Source organism: Nonomuraea sp. NPDC001699 (assembly GCF_053596455.1).
This window is the reverse complement of the sequence record NZ_JBSFGF010000024.1, coordinates 43,761-68,118: the sequence shown is the minus strand read 5'-3', so window position 1 is coordinate 68,118 and position 24,358 is coordinate 43,761. Positions and strand designations below refer to the sequence as shown.

The 24,358-nt window shown below is 70.6% G+C and carries 23 protein-coding genes and 1 pseudogene; 10 read left to right on the top strand and 14 right to left on the bottom strand.

The window, feature by feature from the left end:
- Positions 1–387 precede the first annotated feature (387 nt).
- Positions 388–759, top strand: coding sequence for a hypothetical protein (locus tag ACWCSU_RS42860; protein WP_449942294.1), 372 nt, complete (start codon positions 388–390; stop codon positions 757–759).
- Here ACWCSU_RS42860 and ACWCSU_RS42855 read toward each other — a convergent pair.
- Genes ACWCSU_RS42855 through ACWCSU_RS42845 form a run of 3 tightly spaced genes read right to left on the bottom strand, consistent with a single transcriptional unit; the run spans position 741 to position 3,167 of the window.
- Positions 741–2,051, bottom strand: a complete 1,311-nt coding sequence (locus ACWCSU_RS42855; RefSeq protein WP_449942293.1) for an FAD-binding protein — start codon at positions 2,049–2,051, stop codon at positions 741–743. The genes ACWCSU_RS42860 and ACWCSU_RS42855 overlap by 19 nt on opposite strands.
- A gap of 38 nt (positions 2,052–2,089) precedes the next feature.
- A complete protein-coding gene (locus tag ACWCSU_RS42850; RefSeq protein ID WP_449942292.1) occupies positions 2,090–2,494 on the bottom strand; it encodes a DUF4267 domain-containing protein in 405 nt (134 codons plus the stop codon).
- A 34-nt stretch (positions 2,495–2,528) separates the two neighbouring features.
- Positions 2,529–3,167, bottom strand: a complete 639-nt coding sequence (locus ACWCSU_RS42845) for a hemerythrin domain-containing protein (RefSeq protein WP_364100634.1) — start codon at positions 3,165–3,167, stop codon at positions 2,529–2,531.
- Positions 3,168–3,846: 679 nt separating this feature from the next.
- Between ACWCSU_RS42845 and ACWCSU_RS42840 the strand changes: the two are divergent.
- Positions 3,847–4,044: pseudogene (locus tag ACWCSU_RS42840) on the top strand (helix-turn-helix domain-containing protein); the annotation flags it as partial.
- A gap of 86 nt (positions 4,045–4,130) precedes the next feature.
- On the opposite strand, the gene ACWCSU_RS42835 reads toward ACWCSU_RS42840, so the two are convergent.
- Both ACWCSU_RS42835 and ACWCSU_RS42830 read right to left on the bottom strand, forming a co-directional pair.
- Positions 4,131–4,865, bottom strand: a complete 735-nt coding sequence (locus ACWCSU_RS42835) for a hypothetical protein (protein WP_449942291.1) — start codon at positions 4,863–4,865, stop codon at positions 4,131–4,133.
- Positions 4,866–4,943: 78 nt separating this feature from the next.
- Positions 4,944–5,528 carry a TetR/AcrR family transcriptional regulator gene (locus tag ACWCSU_RS42830; RefSeq protein ID WP_449942290.1) on the bottom strand — a complete coding sequence of 195 codons (585 nt, stop codon included), beginning with the start codon at positions 5,526–5,528 and terminating at the stop codon, positions 4,944–4,946.
- 104 nt (positions 5,529–5,632) lie between these two features.
- On the opposite strand from ACWCSU_RS42830, the gene ACWCSU_RS42825 reads away from it, so the two are divergent.
- Complete coding sequence (locus ACWCSU_RS42825; protein ID WP_449942289.1) at positions 5,633–6,586, top strand: NAD(P)-dependent alcohol dehydrogenase; 954 nt, start codon at positions 5,633–5,635, stop codon at positions 6,584–6,586.
- A gap of 581 nt (positions 6,587–7,167) precedes the next feature.
- Complete coding sequence (locus ACWCSU_RS42820) at positions 7,168–8,835, top strand: hypothetical protein (protein ID WP_449942288.1); 1,668 nt, start codon at positions 7,168–7,170, stop codon at positions 8,833–8,835.
- A 185-nt stretch (positions 8,836–9,020) separates the two neighbouring features.
- On the opposite strand, the gene thrC is transcribed toward ACWCSU_RS42820, so the two are convergent.
- The gene (gene thrC / locus ACWCSU_RS42815) at positions 9,021–10,085 is read right to left on the bottom strand and encodes a threonine synthase (RefSeq protein WP_449942287.1); all 1,065 of its coding nucleotides are present in this window, start codon (positions 10,083–10,085) and stop codon (positions 9,021–9,023) included.
- A 55-nt stretch (positions 10,086–10,140) separates the two neighbouring features.
- Here thrC and ACWCSU_RS42810 point away from each other — a divergent pair, with 55 nt between their 5' ends.
- The gene (locus ACWCSU_RS42810; RefSeq protein ID WP_449942286.1) at positions 10,141–10,953 is read left to right on the top strand and encodes a MurR/RpiR family transcriptional regulator; all 813 of its coding nucleotides are present in this window, start codon (positions 10,141–10,143) and stop codon (positions 10,951–10,953) included.
- Positions 10,954–11,020: 67 nt separating this feature from the next.
- Here ACWCSU_RS42810 and ACWCSU_RS42805 read toward each other — a convergent pair whose 3' ends face one another.
- From ACWCSU_RS42805 to ACWCSU_RS42780, 6 genes are all read right to left on the bottom strand, one after another.
- Positions 11,021–12,145 (bottom strand): NAD(P)/FAD-dependent oxidoreductase, encoded by a 1,125-nt coding sequence (locus tag ACWCSU_RS42805; RefSeq protein WP_449942285.1) that lies wholly within the window; start codon positions 12,143–12,145, stop codon positions 11,021–11,023.
- Between the two features lie 71 nt (positions 12,146–12,216).
- A complete protein-coding gene (locus tag ACWCSU_RS42800) occupies positions 12,217–12,906 on the bottom strand; it encodes an OB-fold nucleic acid binding domain-containing protein (protein ID WP_449942284.1) in 690 nt (229 codons plus the stop codon).
- Positions 12,907–12,947: 41 nt separating this feature from the next.
- Positions 12,948–13,787: a 3-hydroxyacyl-CoA dehydrogenase family protein gene (locus tag ACWCSU_RS42795; protein ID WP_449942354.1), complete on the bottom strand. Its 840-nt coding sequence runs from the start codon at positions 13,785–13,787 to the stop codon at positions 12,948–12,950.
- 11 nt (positions 13,788–13,798) lie between these two features.
- Positions 13,799–14,530 carry an enoyl-CoA hydratase/isomerase family protein gene (locus ACWCSU_RS42790; RefSeq protein WP_449942283.1) on the bottom strand — a complete coding sequence of 244 codons (732 nt, stop codon included), beginning with the start codon at positions 14,528–14,530 and terminating at the stop codon, positions 13,799–13,801.
- Complete coding sequence (locus tag ACWCSU_RS42785; RefSeq protein ID WP_449942282.1) at positions 14,527–15,705, bottom strand: CaiB/BaiF CoA transferase family protein; 1,179 nt, start codon at positions 15,703–15,705, stop codon at positions 14,527–14,529. Before ACWCSU_RS42785 ends, ACWCSU_RS42790 begins: the two co-directional genes overlap by 4 nt.
- A complete protein-coding gene (locus ACWCSU_RS42780; protein ID WP_449942281.1) occupies positions 15,702–16,880 on the bottom strand; it encodes an acyl-CoA dehydrogenase family protein in 1,179 nt (392 codons plus the stop codon). The genes ACWCSU_RS42785 and ACWCSU_RS42780 overlap by 4 nt, the downstream gene beginning before the upstream one ends.
- A gap of 98 nt (positions 16,881–16,978) precedes the next feature.
- On the opposite strand from ACWCSU_RS42780, the gene ACWCSU_RS42775 reads away from it, so the two are divergent.
- Both ACWCSU_RS42775 and ACWCSU_RS42770 read left to right on the top strand, forming a co-directional pair.
- Complete coding sequence (locus ACWCSU_RS42775) at positions 16,979–17,872, top strand: LysR substrate-binding domain-containing protein (RefSeq protein ID WP_357708110.1); 894 nt, start codon at positions 16,979–16,981, stop codon at positions 17,870–17,872.
- A gap of 555 nt (positions 17,873–18,427) precedes the next feature.
- Positions 18,428–19,450 (top strand): glycerophosphodiester phosphodiesterase family protein, encoded by a 1,023-nt coding sequence (locus tag ACWCSU_RS42770; RefSeq protein ID WP_449942280.1) that lies wholly within the window; start codon positions 18,428–18,430, stop codon positions 19,448–19,450.
- 152 nt (positions 19,451–19,602) lie between these two features.
- Here ACWCSU_RS42770 and ACWCSU_RS42765 read toward each other — a convergent pair whose 3' ends face one another.
- Positions 19,603–19,821, bottom strand: coding sequence for a hypothetical protein (locus tag ACWCSU_RS42765; protein ID WP_449942279.1), 219 nt, complete (start codon positions 19,819–19,821; stop codon positions 19,603–19,605).
- Between ACWCSU_RS42765 and ACWCSU_RS42760 the strand changes: the two genes are divergently transcribed.
- The 3 genes from ACWCSU_RS42760 to ACWCSU_RS42750 all read left to right on the top strand — a co-directional run bounded on the left by ACWCSU_RS42760 (position 19,811) and on the right by ACWCSU_RS42750 (position 21,558).
- Positions 19,811–20,548: an ATP-dependent DNA ligase gene (locus tag ACWCSU_RS42760; RefSeq protein WP_449942278.1), complete on the top strand. Its 738-nt coding sequence runs from the start codon at positions 19,811–19,813 to the stop codon at positions 20,546–20,548. The genes ACWCSU_RS42765 and ACWCSU_RS42760 overlap by 11 nt on opposite strands.
- Positions 20,549–20,716: 168 nt before the next feature.
- Positions 20,717–21,268, top strand: coding sequence for a hypothetical protein (locus tag ACWCSU_RS42755; RefSeq protein WP_449942277.1), 552 nt, complete (start codon positions 20,717–20,719; stop codon positions 21,266–21,268).
- A complete protein-coding gene (locus ACWCSU_RS42750; RefSeq protein ID WP_357710913.1) occupies positions 21,241–21,558 on the top strand; it encodes a hypothetical protein in 318 nt (105 codons plus the stop codon). Before ACWCSU_RS42755 ends, ACWCSU_RS42750 begins: the two co-directional genes overlap by 28 nt.
- Here the strand turns inward: ACWCSU_RS42750 and ACWCSU_RS42745 are convergent.
- Positions 21,551–24,334 carry a hypothetical protein gene (locus tag ACWCSU_RS42745; protein ID WP_449942276.1) on the bottom strand — a complete coding sequence of 928 codons (2,784 nt, stop codon included), beginning with the start codon at positions 24,332–24,334 and terminating at the stop codon, positions 21,551–21,553. The two genes, ACWCSU_RS42750 and ACWCSU_RS42745, sit on opposite strands and share 8 nt — an antisense overlap.
- Positions 24,335–24,358: the final 24 nt, after the last annotated feature.

Below are 24,358 nucleotides of genomic sequence, written 5' to 3'. Positions count from 1 at the left end.
CATCCGTGTCCTGTCCCGGGACATGCTTGACACGTCGATCCCAAGACCTGGGTGACAGGCGCTGTCTTCGGCCCGTCTGTCCTGCGTCGTTGCGGCGTCGCCCGGCAGGTGGGGTGGCGCGGCAGACGTTGTCGGGCTGGGTGTCGCGCTGTCCATGCGGGGCTCGGCGGGCTGGTGGACCGTTCGCGGCGGCCGCGTTCGTCTCCGTCGCAGATGCGGGCGGAGGTGGAGGTACTGGTGTGTGAGTTCCGGCGTCAGCATGCGCGCTGGGGACCGGTCCGGCTGGCGCACGAGGCCGGGCGCCGTGGCGTGCATCGGGCGCTGGTGCGTCACGGGCTGGTCGAGCCGGGTGCGAGGGTCTTGCGCCGTTGGCGGCGTGAGGCGCCGATGGAGTTGTGGCAGACGGACGTCGTCAGTGGCGTGCTGCCGGCTGACGGGCGAGAGGTCAAGGTGGTGACCGGCGTCGACGACCACTCGCGCTGCTGTGTGATCGCCAAGGCGGTGGTGCGGGCCACCGGCCGGACCGTGCCACCAGGGCCTGCGCGTCCTCGTTGTTCCATGCCTTGGTGCTGGCGGGCGCGGGCTGCGGTCGAGTTGCCGTCGCATCTGCGGCGCCGTGCGCGCGGTTCGCAGGCGTCCGCGGTGACGTTGCCGGCCGCGCTGTCGGTGGAGCGGGAGCGGGTGCGGTACGGCCCCGCCGCCGTGGCGGGCGGAGGGGCCATGACCTGCTGGGAGCCGATCTATCCGAGCACCGGGTAGTTCGCGCGGAACACGTTGTGCGGGTCGCGGGCCCGCTTGATCTCCCGCAGCCGCGCGAGCGTGCCGCCGGAGAAGGACTGCGCCGCCGTGTCACCGGGGGACAGCAAGGTGTACGGCTTGCGGCCGCCGATGTAGGCGTCCAGGTCGGCCACGATCTCGGCCTGCTTGGCGCGGGTCGCGTCGGCCGTGTGCGGCAGGCCGAGACCCACCAGTCCGAGCAGGTACGGCTCCGCCACCGCGCCGCTCGCACCGGCCGCGCCGCCCGGCTCGGCCAGCGCCCCGCCCAGGTGCCTGATCTGCACGTTGATGAGCGGTTCGACCGGCTTGGCCAGCAGCAGCTCCACCGCGTCCGCGTCCAGGCCGGTGAGCAGCTCCGCACGAGTGATGGACGGGGCCGGATCGGTCGGCTCGGCGGCGATGCCACCCAGTTCGGCGACCGGGACGACGCCTCGGCTGTCGAAGACCGCGCCTCCGATCTTGTCGACGCGCACCAGCAGCTCCTCAGCCTGAGCCGCCTCGCCCAGGTAGGCCAGATCCAGCGTCACCATCGGCGGCGCGCCGGGCGGCTGGAACCGGTTGATCCAGACGCTGAGTTCACGCGGCGCCTCGGCGGTGATCTCCAGGAACGCGTCGTACACCTCCCTGGTGCGGTGCTCCGGCCAGATCACGCGCCCGCCGTACAGGGCCGGAGCGGGATACAGGTCGAGTTCGAGGGCGGTCACCATCGCGTAGTCGCCGCCACCGCCGCGCAGGGCCCAGAACAGGTCGGGGTCGGACTCGGCGGTCACCCGGCCCGGCTCGCCGTCGGCGTCCACGATGTCGAAGGCCCGGACGCTGTCGGAGGCGAAGCCGTGCTTGCGGCTGAACCAGCCGACCCCACCGCCCAGCGTGTAGCCGGTCACGCTGACCCCCGGCGCGCTGCCGGACAGGCCGGTCAGACCCAGCGGACCGGCCGCCGCCAGCACCTGCCCCCACTTCACACCCGCGCCCACCCGGACCACGCGCTCCTCGGCGCGTATCTCCACCTCGTTCAGCAGGCCGGTACGCAACAGGATCAGGCCGTCCACGTCACCCGAGGCGCCGTGCCCGCTCGGCTGCGCGGTCACCGTCATACCTGCCCGCCGCGCGTGACGCACGAGCGCCGCCACATCGTCGGCGTCCGCGGCCTCCGCCACGGCCGCCACCGGCTGCCTGACGGTGAGATTCCACGCGGTGGCCGCCTGTTCGAAGCCGTCGTCACCGGGCAGGAGCACGCGGCCCTTCAGGACACCGCGCAGATCGTTGATCGTCATTGTCGTCTCCCTTTTCGAGTTGTCAGAGAATGCGGAGGTCAGGCGCGCTGCGCGGCGGTCGCCGGGGTGGTGCTGGTCTCCCGGAGGATCAGCAACCCCGTGACCGCGATCAGCGCCGCGGTCAGGCCGTGGACGCCGAGCGCGGCGGCCGTGGATCCGTGGTGGGCCAGGACGTTGACCATGTCGCCGAACGGGGTGACGGCCGTCATCAGCAGGACCCAGCCCAACGGGCGGCGGTGGCCTGTCACCAGCAGGATGCCCATGGCCAGGCCCATCCCGATCTCGCGGCTGCCCTTCACGATGGAGAAGCCGCTGCCGTCCGAGGGCCAGTTCGCCAGCCCCGGGAAGGTCGTCCCTAGGGGCAGGACGAAGGACAACCCGAGGTAGAGGGTGAACAGGACGACGACGGCGGCCAGGACGGTGTTGAGCTTCTTCAGCGACATGGTCGTTCTCCTTGGTTGTTCGGACGGGCAGGGTTCAGCCGCGGACGCGGCGGATGTGGCGGGCGTAGCGGGGGCGGCCGATGACGTGCCAGATGGCGCGGACCGGGGCGGGCAGGCCGCCGAGGACGAGGGCGCGCTCGGCCGGGTTCGCGTCCTCCAGGACGGCGCCGAAGAGCGTGAGCAGGGTGAGCTTGGGGGTGTTGTTCACCAGGTGGTCGCCCAGGGAGGCCCACTCCTGTTGGGTGATGTGCTTGGCCGCGAGCGGGAGGAGGGTGGCCTCCTCGTCGTCGAGGTGTTCCAGCAGGACCGCGCGGTGCTCGTAGAGGGCGGCCGCCAGGGTGTCGCGTTCGTCGGCGCCCGCGGTGGCCTCCCAGGCGGGGAGCGCGGCGTCCAGCCTGCTCAGGGTGGCCGCGACGCGTTCGTGCTGGGCCTGCATGCGCAGGACGATGTCGGCCTCCAGGTCCACCCGGGACAGCAGCGGCGGCCACAGCAGCTCGTCCTCGCCCTCGTGGTGGTTGTGCAGGCCCAGCCGGTAGACGCGGAAGTGGCCGGCGATCACCTTGGCGCGAGCGGTGTCACCCGGGGCGACGGCCGCGACGAGCTCCACCAGCAGCCGTGACTCACGGCGGAGCACGCGGTGGACGATCTCCATGTCCTGGGTGTTGACGCTCATCTGTTCCCGCTCCTTCGTCGGTTGCGATGTGTTCAGGCTGCTCCTGGGTGTTTGGAAGGCATTTGGAAGCGATTTGGAACGTCCACGCGGGATGTGCGGATCATGGTCTTCGTCCGGGTGCTGGGCTCGTTCGGGGCCGAGGTCTGCGGCGAGCCCGTGCCCCTGGGCGGGCCTCGGGCAGCGGGGCGTGCCGGCGTTGCTGGTGGCGGCGCGCGGGCAGGTCGTGCCGGCCGATCTCCTCATCGACGCGGTCGCGAACTCGACGATCCGGAGGAGCGCATAGACCTGTCTGGCAGGCTGCTGCGGGCGCGGATCCGGTCCGGCGCCTTGCCTGCCGCGCGCCAGACCCGCCTGCGGGCCGTCGAGTACGCCGAGTCCCGGGGACGCGACGACTTGATGATCGCCGCGTTCACGGCCTGGACCGAGCCGGCACCATGGCAGTCCCGCGAGTACGGGACGGTGGACCGGCCCATCGTCGACAGGCTGAGCCGCCTGCTCAAGCACACCGACCTGGCCCCGGAGGCACGCAGCCACTTCCTCGCCGCCTACGCCGAAGAACTGGTCGGCGAGGATGACCCCACCGCCCTGGCGGCGGCCCGCGAGGCGCTCGACCTCGCCACCTCACCCCTGCCCCGGGAGGCAGCGGGCCCTGGGCTGCTGCTGATCCCTTCGGCGTTCACCGGCCCCGGCCTCCACCACCGAACTGGCCCGCCGCACCGGGCTCTCCGCGTCCGGGGTCTCCCGCGATCTCACCGCGCTGCGCGACGCGGGCCTGGTCAGCGCGCATCGCGCCGGTCGCTCCGTCCTCTACGCCCGCACCGCCGCCGCCGAAACCCTCCTCAAGGCCGCCTCCGCGTCCTTGGCGCAAGGTTCGTGAACCGTACGGCTGCAACGGCGCGGTCGTCGCGTCGTCCGCCGCTGACCGCATGTTTGATCAGCCTGGTTGAGCCCACGACTTGGAAGTCAGCACTCGACGTCGAAATCGAGCTCGTTGTAGCGGAACTCCGCGATCTGCTCCCGGGTCCCCGAGATGAGGGTGATGCAGCCGTCCCCGAAGAGCGCACTTTCCGGGATGGAGGCGAACAGCACCTTCCCGCGCTCTTCCACCGGGTTGTGCCAGGCGCGGGAGTAGCCGCCGAGCTGGATGTCAAATCTCCATCGGACGTCGGGAATCTCCCCTATGTCATCGATGAACTTGGCCACCAGGCGGGCCCGCTCGGCGTCCCCCTCGGCGTAGTCGGCCGCTTCCGCAACGTCGGACCAGCGGAGATCGGCAGACCAGGTGGTGCCAGGAACCGCGTAGAGCGGGAACGACTCGTGAGCCTTCGCCTGCGTGTGGCGTTCGACGGTCTCGGTGCCTGGCGGCAGGTGGACGATGACGCCTTCGTCGAGGTCGGTGATCTCGGCGAGGACGACCAGGTGGCCGTCGGCGGGAAAGTCGATGTCGAGGACGCCGGCGGGTAGGGCGGCGCAGTCGATGGTCACCACGTGCGGCACGTATGAGGGCAGTTCCAGGTCCTCGGGCAGATGGGGAAGCCCGAGGGCCCGAGCGGCCGGACGGGCATTCTTCTTCAGCTCTTCCGGCAGTTCGTCATGGGGGCAGAGGTAGACACAGGGGCGCAGGAGGCGGATGAACGCCTCGGCCACCGGCTCGGGTAGGTCAAGGGCCCGTCCGGCGTCGAGGACGGCTTCACGCACGCTCACCTTCATGGACGTCACAGTGCCATGCGCCACTGACACCCTGCGCCCCGGCCGGGTGCGGACCCACCTGATCCGTCATGCCGGCCGGCCGCTGATGCCCTTGATCGCGATGTCCAGCAGCCGGTCTCCCTGATCGTCGTCCTCGTGATGCTCGGTGGCCAGTGAGATGGCGTTGATGAGCGCGAGCAGGTCCTCGGCGCGGATCCCTGGGCGTACGGCGCCTGCTTGTTGTGCTCGTCGCAGGAGTTCGCGCGCCGCATCTGTGATCATCGCCTGGCAGCCCTCGTTCTGCTCCAGCAGGTCGGCATCCCGGCCGTCGTGCAGCAGCGAGGCGGCCAGACCGCGACTGGTGCCCGCGTAGGTGTTGAGGTCCCCCAGCCAGGCCAGGAGCGCGGGGCCCGGCTCGCTCTCCTCGGCGCGTTGTGCCGCCATGGCGCACAACTCCTCGACGCGGTCGTGGAAGACGGCTTCGAGCAGAGCTCGACGGGAGGGGAAGAGGCGGTGCAGCGTCGCCGATCCCGTCCCGGCTTGACGGGCGATCTCCTTCAGGGCGGCGCCGGCGCCGTCACGTGCGAAGACGTCCCGGGCCGCGCTGACGATGCGGTCGTAGTTGCGCTGGGCGTCCGCACGCAGGGGCCGTCGCCGGGTGGTGTGGGGCATGGCCTCCTCCAGGTTTTTGACAAGTGGGCTGGCGCTCCGGTTAGAGTAGCCGAACCGTAAGTGGGCCGCCAGCCCACTTATGTTCGGAACGACTGGGAGAGATCATGCGTGCCGTCCAATACACCCGTTTCGGCCCTCCCGAGGTGCTGCGCGTCAACGACGTGCCCACGCCGGAGCCCGGGCCGGGAGAGGTGCTCGTCGAGGTCCGCGCCGCGAGCGTGGACGCCGGAGAACTCGCCTTCCGCGCAGGCAGACTCCGCGGCGTCGCCCGAGCCCGCTTCCCCCGCGGCCTGGGAGGCGACTTCACCGGCCGCATCGCGGCCCTGGGCTCCGGAGTGCACGCCTGGAGAGAGGGGGAGGAGGTGTGGGGGTTGATGCCGCACTTCGCCTTCGGCGCCATCGCCGACTACGTCACCGTCCCCGAACAGCGGCTCGCCCGAGCACCCGAGAACCTGAGCCTGCTGGACGCCGCCGCCCTGCCCTCGTCGGGCACCACCGCCCTGACCGCCCTGACCGACAAGGCCCGCCTGGCCGGCGGTGAACGGCTCCTGGTCCGCGGCGCCACGGGCGGCGTCGGCAGCATCGCCGTGCAACTGGGCAAGGCGCTCGGCGCCCACGTCACCGCGCTCGCCGGCGCACGCAATCTCGGCTGGGTCACCGAACTCGGCGCCGACGCGGCCCTGGACTACCGCACGACCCGGCCGCGGGACCTCGGTCATTACGATGTGATCCTCGACGTCGTGGGCACCGACCTCGGGGCCTACCGGTCCCGGCTCACCCGGGGTGGACGCATGGTCGCGCTCGCCTTCGACCAGGACCGCATCCTGGCCTCCATGGTCACCACGGGACTGCGAGCCGCCCTCTCGCCCAGGCGCATGAAACTCTTCAGCAACAACCCCTCCCCCGCGCGGATCGCCGAGCTCACCGCCTCCGCCGAGGCGGGCAGCATCCGCCCTGTGATCGACACCGTCTACCCGATCGGCGACGTCACAGAGGCTCACCGGCGACTCGAAGCCGGCGGAGTCCGCGGGAAGCTCATCATCGACATGCAGCGCTGACCCGCGATTGCCCGGTGCAACCCGCCTGTGCTCGTCCCCCGCACCGGGATGGACCACCGCTCTGGGGTGGTGCCGGCCGGCAGGGCGCGCAGGATGGTGGCCGCGGTGGTGTTGAGCCGCCAGCGTCTGCGGGTGTTCAGGGTCCGTGGCGGGTAGCCATGTCCCGCAGGCCAGCGTCTGCATCTGTGGGACGGCGACGTCGGAGGGGTCGCGCTGCGGGGCGAGCAGGGCGGCGCGGAAGGCGGCGGGGTCGACCAGGCCCATCCGGGCCGGATGCGAGTCTTCGATGAGGTCGCACCGGTGGCGGCGGAAGCCGGTGTAGTACTCGGCCGAGTATTCGCCGTTGGTGACGCGCCGCAGGATCGGCGGATCACGGTGAGGACCTGGTGTGTCGCGCGTTGCGGCGCCAGCGGTTCGGGGCCCGGCACGCGATGTCCTGCAGCTTGCGCCCGGGCTGCGGCCACCGGACTCCGCCGCCAGGACCTTGACTACACGGCCTTACGACCAGCCCTTCACGGCGATGCCGCAATATGCGAATATACGTTCGAAGAATGGAGATCGTCTTTCGGAACGGAGTGCATGTGCGTCCATCAGCCTCTGAACGCATCGGCCGATTAGTCGCCTCGGCCGGGTCCCTGCTCCTGGCGGCGAGCCTGCTCGCCGCCCCAGCCCCCGCCGCCGCGGCCGCCGACCTCGTCGCCGACCTCGGGGTCGCGGGCAAGGGCGGGGACCTGGTGACCGGCCACGGCAGGGTCTTCGTCGCCGCCGACGACCGGATCGTGGTCACGGACCTGGACGGCGAGGCCGTCACCACGATCGGCGGCCTGTCGGGAGTCACCGCCCTGTCCGCGCCGGACGGCGCCAGGAAGGTGTACGCGACGCTGAGTGGCACGCATGAGGTGATCGAGATCGACACCGCCACGGTCGCCGTCACCCGGCGCATCGATCTCTCCGCGTATCCGTGCCCGTCCACGCTGGCGCAGGCCCACAACCGGCTGTGGATCGGATACGGCTGCGGCGGGGCGGGCGAGGGAGGGGTCGTCGCGTTCGAGGTGCGGGCGACCCCCACCCTCGTCAAGGTCGGGCCGGCCACGACCCTGCCTCCGCTGGTCGCGGTCGCCGGCGCCTTCCTCGCCGTGTCCGAGCCGGGAGTCAGCCCCGCCACCGTCAGGCTGTACGACGTCAACCGCGACCCGGGTAACCCGGTCGGCGAGATCGTCGGCGACGCGGACGGGCTGCCGCCCCTGGAGGACCTGGCCCTCGCCTACCAAGGGTCGGCGGTGCTGCCAGTGCCGTCCGGCGCCCACCGCTTCGACGCCTGGGACACCACGACCTTCGACCGGGCCCACGCCTTCGACCAGAAGGGGCCGGCCGGGCACGACCTGGCCGCCACCGTCGCGGCCAGCGAGGACGGCTACTACGTCGTGGGCGGCTGGAACTCCGCCGCGGGTGACGCGGCGGAGCTCGTGGTCTACGACGCGACCACGAGAGAGGTGATCTACACGGCCGGCCACCAGGGAAAGGCGCTGGTGCCGGGCAGCATCGGCTTCTACGGCATCTACACCTTCGCGGTGCTGAAGGAGCCCGGCACCGGGCGCATGCACCTCTGGCGGCTGCCGCCCGCGCCCTACCACTCCTCGACCCTGACCCTGACGGCGCCCGCCGAGGCGAACGCGCTCAAGCCGCTGACCATCAGCGGACGACTCACGCTCAGCACCGGGGCGACCCCCGGCGCGCAGACGCTGGAACTGTACAGCTGGCTCCCCGACGGCACCGACCGGCCCTTCCGGGAGGTCACCACAGCGGCCGACGGGACCTACGAGTTCACCGACACCCCACCGGGCCTCGGGGCGTTCAGATATCGCCTGTCCTGGCCGGGCAACTCCTGGTACTACGGGGCCTACGCGACGGCGACCGTCGCGGTGGCCAGGTACGAACCGGCACTCACCGTGACAGGGCCCGCGACGGGCGCCGTCGGTGAGCTGCTGGAGTTCAGAGGCACCTTTGCCGCCGAGGGCGTCGTCTACCCGCGCACGACGGTCACCGTCAGCCGCAGGGCCGTCGCACCGGACGGCACCGTCACCACCAGGGGTCAGAAACTGGCCGCCGCCCCCGACGGGACGTTCGCCTTCACCGACACGCCGGCCACGGCCGGGAAGCACACCTACACCGTCACGCTGGTCGGGAGCTCGACCGTCAAGGGAACGAGCACCGAGCACGTGGTCACCGTCGTCGAGCCGGCGGGATAGCGTCCCAGGGAGCCGGGGCCTGCCTCTCGTAGGCCCCGGCGATGCCGGCCGGGGCCGCCCCGCCACCCGAGTACCACGAAATCCTCGAAAGGCCCCAGACCAGCGGAAGCGGAATTCGCCCAGGTCAGTGAACCCCTGTCGTTGGAGTCTTCTGGACCTCGTCAACGCATGGGACATGCCTGGGATCAGGCGGCGAGGCCGAGGGCCTGGGCCACGGCCGAGGTGGCCGAACTGGTTTCCGTGGCGGTGTAGCCGCCGCGCAGGGAGGCGTCCTGGTCTTTCAGGCCGTTGCCGCTCAGCGTGATCACGATCCGCCGGCCCGGCGCGAGGTTGCCCCGGGCGTGCTGGTCGAGGAGGCCGGCGATCCCGGCGGCCGAGGCGGGCTCGGCGAAGACGCCGTCGCGCCGCGCGACCAGCTCGTACGCCTCGAAGATCTGCGCGTCGGTCACCGCGGCGATCAGCCCGCCGGACGAGTCGCGGGCGTCGAGGGCTCCGTCCCAGGTGGCCGGGCTGCCGACGCGGATCGCGCTCGCCGCGGTCTCGGGATCGGCGACCGGCGTGCCGTGGACGAGCGGCGCGGCCCCCGCCGCCTGGAAGCCCCACATGCGCGGCGACCGGCCGGACAGCCCCTCCTGCTCGTAGGCCCGGTAGCCGCCCCAGGTGGCGGTGATGTTGCCGCCGTTGCCGACCGGCAGGCAGTGGATGTCGGGCGCGTCGCCGAGCGCGTCGACGATCTCGTAGGCGACCGTGCGCTGCCCCGCGAGCCGCAGCTCGTTGCCGACCGAGTTGACCAGCGCGATCGGGTGGTGGGCGGCGAGCTCGCGGGCGACGCGCAGGCAGTCGTCGAACGTGCCGTCGATCTCGACGATCCGCGCGCCGTAACGGACCGCCTGCCCCAGCTTGGCGAGCGCGACCCGCCCCTTCGGCACGAGCACGGCGGCCGTCAGCCCGGCGCGCGCGGCGTAGGCGGCGGCCGAGGCGCTGGTGTTGCCGGTGGAGGCGCACACGGCCAGCTCGGCCCCGGCCTCGGCGGCCCTGCTGATCGCCACGGTCATCCCGCGGTCCTTGAACGACCCCGTGGGGTTGGCGCCCTCGATCTTCAGCCATACCTCGCAGCCGGTCACCGCGGACAGGTGCGCCGAGCGCAGCAGCGGGGTGTTGCCCTCGTTGAGCGAGACGGCGGGCGTGTCGGGGGTGACCGGGAGCCAGCGCCGGTACCCGCTGTCGATCAGTCCGTTCCAGGAACTCATACCGGCGACCGTAACATTCGTTTCATGTTCTCCGCCATGTGTAACATTTGTCAGCATGGATGAGGATCCGGTGACGAACCGGCTCAGCGCGGTCTACCCCGAGCTGCCACCGGGCGAGCGGGCCGTCGTTCGTGCGCTGCTCGACGACCACCCCTTCGCCGCGCTCGGCTCGCTGCGCGCGCTCGCCGAGCGTGCCGGGGTCAGCCCGCCGACCGCCTCCCGGCTGTTCGACCGGCTCGGGTACGCGGGATTCGCCGGGTTCCAGGCGGCCGTGCGCGACGGCGTACGCGACCGGTCGCGCCTACGCGAGTTCGTCGCCCGTCCGCCCGGCACCCAGCGGGCCGCCGAAGACCTGCGTGCCGGGCTCGACAGCACCCTCGCCGCCGTCACCGAGCCCCTGCTCGACGCCGTCGGCGACCTGCTGGCCGGAGCCACGTCGGTCTGGGCGCTCGGCGGGCCGATCAGCGAGCTGGCCGCCGAATACCTGATCAGGCAGCTCGCCGGCCTGCGTCCGGGGGCGCATCGGGTGCCCGACTCGGCGTCCGCGCGTGCCCGTACGCTGCTCGACCTGGGCGGTTCTGCGGCCGTGGTCGCGTACGACTTCCGGCGCTACTCCCCCACGACGGCCCGCTTCACCGAGGCCGCGTGCGCCCGCGGGGCGCGGCTGGCGCTGATCACCGACGCCTGGGAGTCGCCGCTCGCGACACGGGCAGAGGTGCTGATCAGGCTGCCGCGCGAGGCCGCCGGGCCGATCGCGCCGCTCGCGCACCAGATCGCCGTCACCGAGCTGCTGCTGGTCGCCGTGGCGGCCCGCCTCGACCCGGCCGGACGCCTGGCCGACCTCGACGCGCTCACCGAGATGTTGTGAACCGCCTGCAGAAGAAGCTGCAGTCCAGCAGTGTGAGGCTGGGCACGATGCCGAAGAGGTCGTACCGTCAACTTGCCGGGTGGTCATGGGAGAACCGTTCCGGGCGGAAGTCGGCGAGCGTCTCGTCCCTCCTCCCACTGACGATCTCCGACGCGAGCAGCCGGCCGATCACCGGCCCGAGCGTGATGCCGCTGTGGGAGACGGCCTCGTAGTAGCCCGGCACGGAAGGCACCGCTCCCACCGAGGGGTATCCATCGCCCGGGATGGGCCGGTCGACCACCCGTGTCCCGACGATGCGGGAGTCCACGAACCCGGGAACGACGTACCGCGCCGATTCGTGGAGCAGCCGCTGGAGCGCCGCCGGATCCTCGCCGGTGTCGATGAGCGCGTCGACCTCGCGGCTGTGGAGGACCACCGAAGCGTCTCCGTCAGGACGGATCGCGACGCGAGGCGCGTGCATGGTCCGGCGGATCGGCACCTGAGCACACTCGATCCGGGTGACGAGGCCGGGCTCCCGGCGCATCGGCAGGTGCCGCGCGACGAGCCCGGCGACGTGGGCGGCGCCGGGTCCCGCGGCGTTCACGACGACGTCGACGTCGAGACGGCTGCCGTCGGACAGGGCGACGGTCCGTACGCTGCCGTCGGCGCCGGTGCCGACGTCGTGGACCGTGGTGCCGAACCGGTGCTCGGCGCCGGTCGCGACGGCCTCACCGACCAGGCGGCCGACGAGATGGCGTCCGTGCACCCAGGCCTCGTCGGGAAAGAACACGACCGGAACCTCGTCGGACACTGTGAGCGCGGGTTCGAGGTGGCGGCGTACCTCGGCTCCCGTGAGCACCTCGGCCCGGTAGCCCCAGCCGGCCAGCAACCCGGCCGTTTCCAGGAGGCTCGCCTCCGCCGCGGGGTCGTCCGCCCAGCGCAGGTGGCCGTCGGGGTGCCACCATGGGTCAGGCCCGATGATCCCGGCAAGCTCGCGGTACGCCGCCATGCTCGCGACGTTCAGGTCGAAGTAGGGCCTGCTCGCGGTCTTGGCACTGGCGTTGACCCACGAGAACGACCAGTCGGTGACCCCTTCACCCGGCCGGCCCGCGTCGAGGAAGACGACCTTGACGCCGTGCCGTGCCAAACTCCAGCCCACACAGGCTCCGAGAACGCCCACCCCGATGACAGCAACACGTCCAGGCTGCTCCACGGTCCGATTCTCTCATGAACGGATGACCTCCGCTCGTCCATGCGATGCCGGGGCCTACCGCACCACTTGATTCAGTCCTCCCAAATGGCGCCGGGGCCGAGCAGCGCCTTGACTTCGCTGTACAAGGCCGGCTCGAGGGTGACCTGGAAGGGCCGCAGGTTCAGCAGCAGCCCTTTGGCTCCTTGGCGGTGCAGCCGGACGTTGACTCGTCCGCGCACGGAGATCACCTGGTCCTCGGCGAGCGCTTCGCCGTACAGGGTGTAGGTCTTGGGAAAGATGAGGCACTCGACGGCGGCGTCGTGGTCTTCGAGGGTGACGATCGCCCAGGGGCTGCCCTGCTTGGTGATCTTGCGCTGCAGACCGGAGACGATGCCGCTGACGCGGACGGTCGCGTCCTGCCGCCCGGAGGACTGCAGCTCGGCGATGGTGGTGTCGCGGTTGGCGTCCAGGACGTGTTCGACTCCGTCGAGCGGATGGCTGCTGACGTACAGGCCCAGCATTTCGCGTTCGAAGGCGAGCAGGGTGGCGCGATCCCACTCCCCCTGCGGGATCGCGGTCGAGAACGCGCTGCTCCGGCCGGGCTCGCCGAACAGCGAGTCCTGGCCGTGGGCCTCGTTGCGCTTGAGGTCGACGACCGCGTCGACGGCCTGCTCGTGCACCGCCACCAGGGCCTGGCGGTGATGGCCGAGGCTGTCGAAGGCGCCGGCCTTGGCCAGAGCCGGCGGTGTCGTCGGCGGGGCTGGTCGGCCACGGCACCGCATCGGACGGACCCTGGCCTGGACGCCGCCGCTGCCGTCTGACCTCAATCCCAGTGGTGAAAGCCTTGGCCGGTCTTGCGTCCCAACTGTCCGTCGGCGACCTTGTCGCGCAGCAGTTGCGGGGGCGCGAACCGGTCCCCGAGCTTGGCGTGCAGGTATTCGGCGATCGCGAGGCGCACGTCGAGCCCGACCAGGTCGGTCGACCGCAGCGGCCCCATCGGGTGGCGGTAGCCGAGTTCCATCGCGTTGTCGATCGCTTCGGCGTCGGCGACGCCTTCTTCGAGCATGCGGATCGCTTCGAGACCCAGCAGGACGCCGAGGCGGCTCGTGGCGAAGCCCGGCGAGTCCCGTACGACGACGTCGGTCTTGTCCAGGCCGCGCACCCAGGCACGGACGCGCTCGACGACGTCGGCGGCCGTCTCGGGCGCGGTGACGACCTCGACCAGCCTGGAGGCCGGGACGGGGTTGAAGAAGTGCGTCCCGAGGAAGCGGGCCGGGCGCTGGAGAGCGGCGCCGAGTTCGGCAATGGACAACGAGCTGGTGTTGCTGGCCAGCACCGTCTGATCGCCGACCGCTCTCTCCGCGCGGGCCAGGACGTCCACCTTGAGTGCCGGCTCTTCCGGCACGGCTTCGACGACCAGCTCGGCGGACGGCGGCAACCCGGCGACGTTGTCGACGACGCGCACCCGGTCCAGTACGAGCTCCGGAGCATGGGGGAGCTTCCCCCGCTCGGCCGCCTTGGCCAGGCCGTCGGCCAGGCGCAGACGTGTCGCCGTGACGTCGCCGGTCTCCACCACGCACACGGCGGCACCCGCGACGGCGAAGACCTGTGCGATCCCGGCGCCCATCCGGCCACCGCCGATCACACCGACCGTCGTGGGCATTCGCACTGTCGTCACGTTCGTCTCCGTTCCAGGAACTCTGTCATGCGGTGGTGTTTGTCCTCGGTCTCGAACAGGACGGCCTGGGCCAGGTCGTCCGCCAACGGGTGTGCGCCGGGGGCGTCGAGGACCAGCTTGGTCAGCCGCAGCGCCGCGGGCGACCACCCGGTCATCCGGTCCAGCAGCCGATGCGCGGCATGGAGCAGCTCGCCGGTCGGGACGACCTCGGTGACGAGGCCGAACGCGAGGCAGGCTTCGGCGTCCAGTCGTCGGCCGGCCAGCAGGACCTGTTTGGCGACGGAAGTGCCGACCAGTTCGGCCAGCCGCCAGCAGGCGCCGGCTCCGGCGAGGATGCCCAGGCCGGGTTCGGGGTTGGCGAACACGGTGGCCGGGGTGGCCAGCCTGAGGTCGCAGGCGTAGGCGAGCTCGGCGCCGCCGCCGATCGCGTAGCCGTCCACCGCGGCGACGGTGGGCATCGGAAGCCGGGCGATGCGGTCGAAGAGCCTGCTGTTGATGCCTTGCAGGGCTTCGTCCCGGCCGCGGGCGCGTAGTTCGGCGATGTCGGCGCCGGCGGCGAACACGCCACCCGCGCCGGTGAGCAGCAGGAGCCGGGGCCGGCGTTCGAGCAGGGCGCAGACGGCGTGCAGTTCCTCGATCATCGCCGCGTTGATCGCGTTGCGGGCGGCCGGACGGTTCAGCGTGACGACGACGCGGTCGTCGCGTTCGTCGACGGCGAGGGCGTTCATGCGTGGCCCTGCGCCGCGATGCCGCGGGCGATGAGGTCGTCGGGGTCCAGGCCGAGTTCTTCGAGCAACGCGCGGGTGTGCCGGCCGAGTGCGGGGACGTCGCCCATACGCGCTTCGACATCGGTGAACGTCACCGGCGGCAGGAGGGCGTCCACCTGGGCGTGCTCCGTGCCGATCGTGCGCCAGCGGTCGCGGGCGCGCAGCTGGGGGTGATCGACGACCTGGTCGACGTCCTTGAGCTGGGCGGCGGGGATGCCAGCCGCGGCGAGCCGGGCGTCCAACTCGGCCGTGGGCCGGCAGGACGTGCGGGCCGCGATCGCGGCGTCGCACTCGGCGCGGTTGCGCACCCGCAGGACGTTCGTGGCGAAACGCGGGTCGTCGGCGAGCTCGGGGGCGTCCAGGACGGAGGTGACGAGGGTTCGCCAGCCGGCGTCGTTCTGGACGCCTATCAGCATCTGGCCGTCGCGGGTGGGGAACGCGTCGTACGGGGCGATCGAGCTGTGGCTCAGCCCCATCCGCTCCGGCTGTGTCCCGGCGTACATCTGGGTGTAGAGGGCGTAGCCCATCCACTCGACGGTGGCTTCGAACATCGAGACTTCGATCGTCGCGCCCTCGCCGGTGCGGGCGCGGCGTAGCAGTGCCGCGAGCACGGCCTGCGCGCAGTACATGCCACTGGCGATGTCGGCGGTCGGGATGCCGGTCTTCACCGGGGTCTCCGGCGTGCCGGTGATCGCGATGAGCCCGGCCTCGGCCTGGATCAGCATGTCGTACGCCTTGCGCTGTTCCATCGGCCCGCCCGTACCGAACCCGGACAGGTTCACCACGACGAGCTCGGGCCGCCGGGAGCGGAGGTCGCCGAGGCCGAGGCGCTCCACGGCTCCAGGGGCGAGGTTCTGCAGGAAGACGTCGGCCTTCGCGACGAGCCGCCGGACCACGTCGCATCCCTCCGGGGTCTTGAGGTCGACGGCGATCGACTCCTTGCCGCGGTTGAGCCAGACGAAGTGCGCGCCGGTGCCGTGTACGGCGTGGTCGTAGCGGCGGGCGAAGTCGCCGCCGTCGACACGTTCGACCTTGATCACGCGCGCGCCGAGGTCGGCGAGGTGGCGGGTGGCCAGCGGTGCGGCGACGGCGTGCTCGATGGCGACGACGGTGAAGCCGTCGAGTGGGCGGGTCATGACCGCTTCCTTCTCTCGGCGCGTACGAGGCCGCCGCCGATGATGAGGCGCTGGATCTCGCTGGTGCCCTCGTACAGGCGCATCAGCCGGACGTCGCGGTAGATGCGCTCAACCGCGACGTCGCGCATGTAGCCGCTGCCGCCGTGGATCTGGACCGCCAGGTCGGCGGCCTTGCCCGCCATCTCGGTGCAGAACAGCTTCGCGGCCGAGGGTGCGATCCGGCGGTCCTCGCCGGTCACGTACAGCCGCGCGGCCTCGCGGGCGAGGGCGCGGCCGGCAAGGACGCCGGTCTGCTGGTCGGCGATCATGGCCTGTACGAGCTGGAAGTCCCCGATCGGCGTGCCGCCCTGGGTCGCGGTGGCCGCGTAGGCGACCGATTCGTCCAGTGCCCGCTGCGCGGCGCCGACGGCCAGGCCCGCCATGTGGATCCGGCCCCGGGCCAGCGACGTCATCGCCGCCTTGTACCCGGCTTCCTCGTCCCCGCCGACCAGCGCGTCCGGGCCTACGCGGACCTGCGAGAAGGTGACGTCCGCCGTACGCGAGCCCTCCTGCCCCATCTTGGCGTCCTTCGCGCCGACCTGGATTCCCGGCGCGTCGGCGGGCACGAGGAACACCGCGATGCCCGTACCGGAGTCCGACGCCGGCCGGGTGCGGGCGAACACCACGAACAGGCCGGCCTCGGTGGCGTTGGTGATGAACCGCTTGTCTCCGTCGATGACCCAGCCTTCGCCGTCCGGCGTGGCGGTGGTCCGCAGACCGGCCGGGTTGGAGCCGGCGCCGGGCTCGGTGAGCGCGAAAGAGGCGACGATCTCGCCGGAGGCGATGCCGGGCAGCCATCGGGCCTGCTGCTCGGCGGTGCCGAAGCCGACCAGGACCTGTCCGGCGATGCCGTTGTTCGTGCCGAACATCGACCGCAGCGACAGCGACGTGTATCCCAGCGCCATGGCGACCTCGACGTCCTGGACGAGGTCGAGACCGAGCCCGCCCCAGTCCTGCGGGATCGCGTACCCGAACAGTCCCATCCGCGCGGCCTGCTCGCGCAGGTCGGCGGGGACGGCGTCGGTGTTCATGATCTCCAGCTCGCGCGGCATGACACGGGCGCGTACGAAGTCCTTGATCTGGCAGAGGACGTCCGCGAAGACGTCGTCGGGCACGTCGGGATTGCCGGTGTACATACGGACTACCGTTCCCCACCGATTGAGACCAGTCCAATACTTGATGAGTCCTGCTCTGATACCTTGAGCGCAAAAATCGCGGCGGGAAGGAGCCGGCGGTGGAGCTGCAGCAGCTGCGGTGCTTCCTGGCCGTGGCCGAGGAGCTGCATTTCGGCCGCGCCGCCGAACGACTGCACGTCGCGCAGCCGCCGTTGAGCCGCACGATCAAGCAGCTGGAGCGGGAACTGGGGACGCGGCTGTTCGATCGCAACACCCGGTCGGTCAGCCTCACCGCGAGCGGGCATGCGCTTCTGGGGCCGGCCAAGGACGTCCTGACGGCTCTGCGGCGCGCGCAGGAGGCGGCGCGTTCCGCCGGTGACGGCGAGGTCGGGCTGGTCCGGATCGCGTTCGCCGGTGTGTCGACCCACCCGCTCGTGGCGCGACTGGCACGAGCGGTACGCTCACGGCGGCCCGGCATCGAACTGGAGCTGTCGAGCCAGAACTTCGCGCAGCCGGCGATGCGCAAGCTGGTCCAGGGTGAGACCGACATCGCCTTCGGCCGATGGGACGTGATCCCCGCCGATGTCGCCGCACAGGTGGTGATGCCGGACTCGCTGGTCGTCGCGCTCCCCGCCACCCATCGGCTCGCCGGCGCCGACCGGCTGGAGGCCGGGCAGCTCGCCGGGGAGCCCTTCGTCTCGCTGCCGCCGCACGACGGAGCCGTGCTGCCCGACCGGTTGCGGCGGCTCGCCCACGCCGCCGGTTTCGTCGCCGACATCGCGCAGGTCGCTCCCGACACCCAGACCGCGCTGGCGCTGGTCAGCGCGGAGGTGGGCTGCCACCTGACCCTGGCCTCGGTGGCACGGAACGTGACCGACCCGCACGTGGTGTTCGTCCCGCTCGACGCGCCGCACGACGTCGACCTGCGCGCGGCCTGGCGGCGTGACGACGGCCGACCGGCGCTGCGCGGCGTACTGACCGAGCTCTTCGAGCTTGAGGACGGTTCCGCATAGCCACGCGATGCGCCCTGGTCCGTCACGGATGGGCCGTTCTCCTGGTCCGTGCGGCTTCAACGCGATCCCCTCAATGATCATCTCCAGACCGGCCTCGAAGATCTTGTCCTCGTCGACCTTGTACGGGGTCGATGACGGCTAGTGCGCCGAGGTCGGTGAGATGGGGCAGGTTCGGCCGGTAGCCGGTGGCCGGCAGCACCGCATCGACGGGGCCGGGACGGCCAGAGGGTCACCGGGCAGGAGCTCCGGTCGCCAGTGGCCGGCGATGGTGGCCAGAGAGTGAACGGGGTGCGCGAAGACCGTCTCCCGCGATCGTGCCCGACACAAACAGTTGATCAAGGTAACGTCCTCGGCGCGAGCCCACCCGCCGTACTCGCGGCCTTTGAGAGGAAACCGGCGTTCCTGGGCGTTCTGCGAACGTTCATGACCTCATCATGCTGTCGCCGCAGCGAAGGGCGGACGGGCCTCTAGCCTCGCCAAGGTCATTTCACACCTTACAGAGCGGAACATCCCGTGCATTGTCGCCATGCCCTGGCAAGTCTGGCCTTCGTTTCCGTGCTCGCCGCTCCGGCCGCCGCCCACGCCTCGACGACCGGCGGCCCCGGCGTGCTGCCCCAAAAGACCCACTTCGACTTGCAAGCCCACCGCGGCGGCCTCGGCATGACGACCGAGGAGTCACTTGAGGGGTTCACCAAGGCCCTGCGCCTCGGGGTCAGCACCCTTGAGCTGGACACCCATGTGACCAAGGACCTTAAGGTGGTGGTCAACCACGACCGGCAGATCAGCGCCCAGAAGTGCCAGGACACCGCGCCCCTCACCCCTGGGGACCCGATGTTCCCCTACGTCGGCAAGTTCATCAAGGACCTGACCCTGGCCCAGATCAAGACCATGAACTGCGGGTACCGGCAGCTGCCCGGCTTCCCCGAACAGGAGGTGGTCGACGGCTTCCGGATGGTCGAGCTCAAGGACGTGCTGAACCTCGTCAGGGCTCGCCGGGCCAAGCAGGTCAAGCTGAACATCGAGACCAAGGTCGAAGCGGGCGCGCCGCAGCAGACCGCGCCGCGCGAGCTGTTCGTCCGCCGCGTGTTCGAGGAGATCCGCGCCTCGGGCATCGAGGACCAGATCACCATCCAGTCCTTCGACTGGGGCGCGTTGACGGAGATGCACCGGCTCGCGCCGGAATGGCCGCTGGTGGCCCTGACCAACTACGACTTCCTCCAGGTCGGCAAGCCGGGCGCTTCCCCCTGGCTCGGCGGGATCGACGCCGACGACTTCGGCGGCGACTTCGTCAGCGCCGCCGCCAGCATCCCGGGTGTCACCGCCCTGTCCCCGGTGTACGGCTTTCCCCAGAACGGCACGATCAGCGATCCCGCCTTCCGCTTCTACGTCACCGAGAAGATGGTGTCGGACGCGCACGAGCGCGGCCTGAAGGTCGTCCCGTGGACGTGCGACGACCCGGCCACCATCGCGGCCCTCATCGACATGGGCATCGACGGCATCATCACCGACTACCCGGACCGGGTCCGGGAGATCATGGCCGAGCGCGGCATGCGCCTGCCCAAGCCCTACGCCAAGTAACCGTCGGCCGCCCTTCAGCGGTCTCTCAAGCACGTGGCTCGCCCGAGGCTTTGTCGGGCCGTCGTGCCGGTCCGCGGCCGGCGTGGAGAACCCCCGCCGGCCGCACCCTCACTCTCCGAATTTCCCGCCGCGGCGTCGATTTCGCAGTAGTTTCAGGAGGTAGGAGAGTCGCTGTCGTAGCGGTAAGACCCCTCTTCCCTTGAAGAGCCGGCGTTGATCTGAGAATTCTCCAGTCGGCCGGCGAGGGCGTGGGGCGGGTCGAGGTCGGCCTGTCCCCGAGCTGCGGCCTTGGCGATCATCGCCTGCATCAGCTGCTCGAACACGCCGTCCAGCGCCCAGGAGCGGAACCGGTCGTAGGCGGTGGACCACATCCCCTCAGGGCCCGCGGACGCCTGGGCGTTCGAGCACCTCCCCGCGGGCACTGTGCTCGATGGCGAGATCGTCCGATGGGGGCCGTCCGGTCGCCTCGACTTCACCGCGCTGCACCGCCGGACCATCGCCGGGCGCCGCCGTGCCGCCTCCCTCGCAACATCCGAGTCCTGTCATCTCGTCGCCTTCGACATACTTTGCGTGCGTGGCCGGGACGTGACGGGCCTGCCGCTGTGCGAGCGTCGCGCTCTGCTGGAGGAGCTGTTCGCGGCCATCCCGGCCGCCGGCGTGCTCGCCCTGGGCATGCACACGACCGACGAGGCCGAGGCTCGGATCTGGTACGAGACCTTGCACGTGGCCGGGGTCGAGGGGCTGGTCTGCAAGCCGACCGGTTCCACCTACGGTTACGGCGTGCGGGGCTGGGTCAAGGTCAAACGAAGGGCCAGCTCAGAAGCCGTCGTCGGCGGCTACGTCGGCTCGCTGCGGCGGCCGAGCGGGCTGCTGCTGGGCCGATACGACTCCGGCGGGCGGCTCCAGGTCGTCGGCCGCACCTCCCATCTGTCCAAGAAGGCCGCGGCCGAGGTCGCGCCGCTGCTCACACCTGCCGCCGCCGGTCACCCGTGGCCGCAGACACTGCCGCCCGGGTGGGCGTCCAGCCCGTACGGCCAGCGTGACCCGATCAGCTGTACCCAGGTCCGGCCTGAGGTCGTGGTTTATCTTGGCACTTGATCTTGTCTCACAGGTCCAGCAGATATGCCTGCTCCACACCTGTCTCACGAAAGAGATGAGCAGTGCCTCCCACAGCAACACAAGCAGCGGTCGACCCCTCCGTCGAGCCGCTTGAAGCGGTCGTACACCTCCGTCGTACGTCGCGTACGCGAGCCACGATGCTATCCCATGCCGGTCTTTGAGGCCATTCAGGCGGCGGCCTTGGCCGATGTCCGCGCGATCCGCGACCGCATCCTCGAAGGCGAGCGGCTGGCCAAGACCGGGCAAGACCCTGACCTTGCCGGATGGAAACAGCCGGAGAACGCGCTGCATCGCATCGTCGCGCAGGGACGGCCGTTCACTACCGCCGACCGCCGCCTACCGCGCATGCAGCGCCGCTTTTTCCATCTGGGCGGGATCCGCCGGTTGAACAGCAGCCTGTTCCTTGCGTCCGCCGACCTGGTGCCGTTCCTAGTTCTGCTCATCTGCCAGACGGGGCTGGAACCCGAATACGTGAAGAAGCTGGACGCCGACTGCCTGGTCAACCCGGCCCGCGGCTTCATCAGCGTCGCCTACGTCAAGAAGCGAGCCCGCGGCGGGTCGCACAAGACCAAGCGAATCAGCGATGGCGGTGCGCTGCACTACCCCGGCGGCGTGCTACGGCTGGCCCTGCGGCTGACCCAGTCCGCCCGCGACCTCACCGTGTCGGGGCGATGGTCAGGCACGCCGCCGCCGTCCTGACGCTGCTGCTGGGGTACGCCATGATCGCCGAGTCGCTCGTGCAGGCGGTCCCCGGCGTGGGGGCGGGGATCTACCGGTGGTTGCCCTTCAACGTCGCCAAACAGTTCCTCATCGGCGCCCCCGATCCCGGCACAGGCCAGCCGGCCGCGCCCGCCCTCACGCCCTCGACCTCTTCGCTGCCTCCGTGGTGGGCTCTGGCCTATTACCTGGCTTTCGCACTCGTCCTGCTGGCGATCGCCGCCTGTACGGCGAAGCGGCGCGACGCCCGACGATCGAGTACGGCTAGCTGATCGCCACCCGGATGAAGCGTGGCCGGTAGATGCTCGGGTCGCGATAGTGGTCGGCGTCCGGCTGGGCCCTGTTGTCCATGCTGTTGACGTTGTAGGAGATCAGCAGCGAGGCGTCGGTGCTCTGCTCGAAGTGCACGTGCGGGTTGTAGGAGATGACGTCGCCGTCGAGGTAGCTGCCGAACGGGCCGGGCTCGGGCATCCGGTAGACGGGAGTCCTGTTGGTGAAGCCGTCGAACGGGTCGCACGAGGTGAAGGCGTTGATCAGACCGTTGAACGCCTCCGTGCTGTCCTGGCTGACCATGAGGAACTGGCCCCGCCACGGGGTGACGCTGTACTCGTTCGCGATGCCGCTCAGCGTTTCCGCGGCGTGCTCCTCGACCTCGCTCCAGCCCCACGGGGTGTAGAACTGCCACCGGCCGACGCGCAGGTCGTCGCCCCGCACCCGGGCCACCTTCATCTTCTTGTTGATCGGCGCGTCCGACACGCCGTAGACGTAGGTGTAGCCGTCGCCGCTGCGGCTCGCGGGCAGGATCGCCGACCCCCAGGCCACGCCGGCGCGCGAGGGCAGCGGGGTGACGCTCTTCGGCTTGGTCAGATCGCTCAGCGAGAACGTGGCGACCACGTTCTGGTCGAAGGCGAACGGCATCGGGCCGGTGCCCTCGAGGCGGTACTTGTTGAACATCACCTGCAGCCGGTCGCCGGTGACGAAGCCGTCGCCGCTCCAGTACCAGTGCGTGCCGTCCGGCGGCGGCAGGAGCGCCCGGGGATCCGAGGCCGTGCCGCCGTGCACGGTGGTGAGCTTGTCCCCGTCCTGCAGGACGAACGAGTTGTTGATGATCCTGGCGGTCGTTGGTCTGGTGCCGTTGGCGTTGAGCGGCCCGAGGAAGGTGTCGGAGAACAGCCAGAGCGTGCGGCCTCCTGGCAGGGGCATGGAGAAGGTGGAGTCGCCGCCGGTCCAGCCGTCCGGGGTGGAGGCGGCGTAGGCGTTGAACGTGCCGACCGGGTAGGCGTCCAGCTGGGGAGGCCCGAGCACGGGCGGTCGTAGGGCACAGGAGCGGCGCTGGAACGGGACGTAGTTGCCGACGCTCCAGAAGGGGTTGGTCCAGTCGTTGCTCGCGGCCGTGGAGGAGGTGCGAAGGTCGAGGCGGGTCTTGACCAGCGTCGCCACCATCGGATAGCGGAAGTTCTCGATCTCCACCGTCCCGGTGGAATCGGGTGAGCGCACGTACTCCGCCGTCGGGTACGCCGACAACGTGTCGGAACCCTCTCCCGCCTGTGCCCATACCAGGACGCTCCACGCGACGCGCGGCACCGGCTGGCCGGGCGCCACGTTGAAGCCCTTGATCGTGAGCGTGGCCGGCGCCGCCCCCTGCTGGGCCGTGAAGTCGGTGTAGGAGCTGCCGCCCGGCAGCAGCGCGCCGCCAGCCACCTCGTTGTAGCCGACGAACGCGGCGTTCGAGCTCCTCATCGGGCGGGCGCCGCCGAGCGAGTCGCCCTCCGTGGCCTGCTCCTGCTCGAGTTCGCTTCGCCACAGGGCGACGTCGGGGTCGCGATAGCCGTTCTCCGCCGCGCCGTACTGCGGGGCGGCCAGGCGGTAGTTGGCGATGGCGAAGCCGTGCAGAAGCACTCGCAAGTCGCGCCCGCCGAGCGAGGCCTGGATGGCGGTGATGGGGGCGGAGCCCGCGCTGCGGATCTGCTCCCAGGTGCTCCGCACGAAGTCAGGGCCGACCTGTTCCGTCAGGTAGAGGGGCAGCAGGAAGGCGCCGTACTGGCGTGGCCCGCCCAGGCCGTCCCAGCCGTTCAACGCCAGCATGGGTTTGGCCAGGAAGTCATCCACGTGATCGGCGTACATGTCGCGCTGGGAGGGATAGGGGACGTGCGAGGGGGCGCGGAGGTAGGTCTGATGGGCCGCCCATTCCGCGGTCGCCTCCATCCACCAGTTCATCGACCCGAAGGCGTCCGTGTCGATGAACTGCCGGAAGAAGTCCTGAGCCACCTTTCCTGCCTTCCAGTAGGAGTACTGGAACACGTGGAAGAGCTCGTGGCGCGGCAGATAGTCGTAGTACACCGGATTCGACGGCATCAAGATCGTCGGCAGGAAGTTGTAGCCGATCGGCAGGACGAACGGATTCCTCAACTTGGGGGAGCAGAGGTTGTCGAGCACGGGGTCGCAGAACTGGTCGGTGCCGAAGAAGATGGCGTGCGGCACCGCCGGATTGTCGGAGATCTCGAATCCCATCGAGCGATATGTCCTGGCCGCTATGGAGACGGCGTCGACCGCGTTCTGGATCGCGGTCGGGCGTCCGCTCGGCTCGGCAGGCGTGGGAGGCACGCCGCCGCCACCGGTGTCGAGGTTGTAGAAGATGACGAAGTTATCGACGTTGGCCCAGCAGTGGTAGTCCTTTCTCAGGAATCGGTACGGCTCGTCGTGCGCGCAGTCGAAGAAGGAATTCCCGGTACTTCGCAGTCCCGGGGGTGAAAGCACCTGCTTGGCGGCGCCGGAGGCTTTCGCCGACATCGCTGACAGGTAGGTGAGATAGGTCTCGGCATTCGTCGAGAGCGGGCCGGTCGGGCGCAGCCGCGCGGGCACCGTCTCGGGGGCGGTCACCGACGCCACGCCGTACCTGATCATGTCGTCGACCGACAGTTCGCCCGCCTGGTAGGCGCTGACGATCCGTTCGTTCGGCCCGAAGAGGCTTGTTGCCTGAGCCGGGCGGGAGAGAACGACGGCGGGGAGGAGAAGTATCAGCAGACCCGCTAAGACCGCGCGCTTCATGCGCGGAGTATCACATGATCGTCA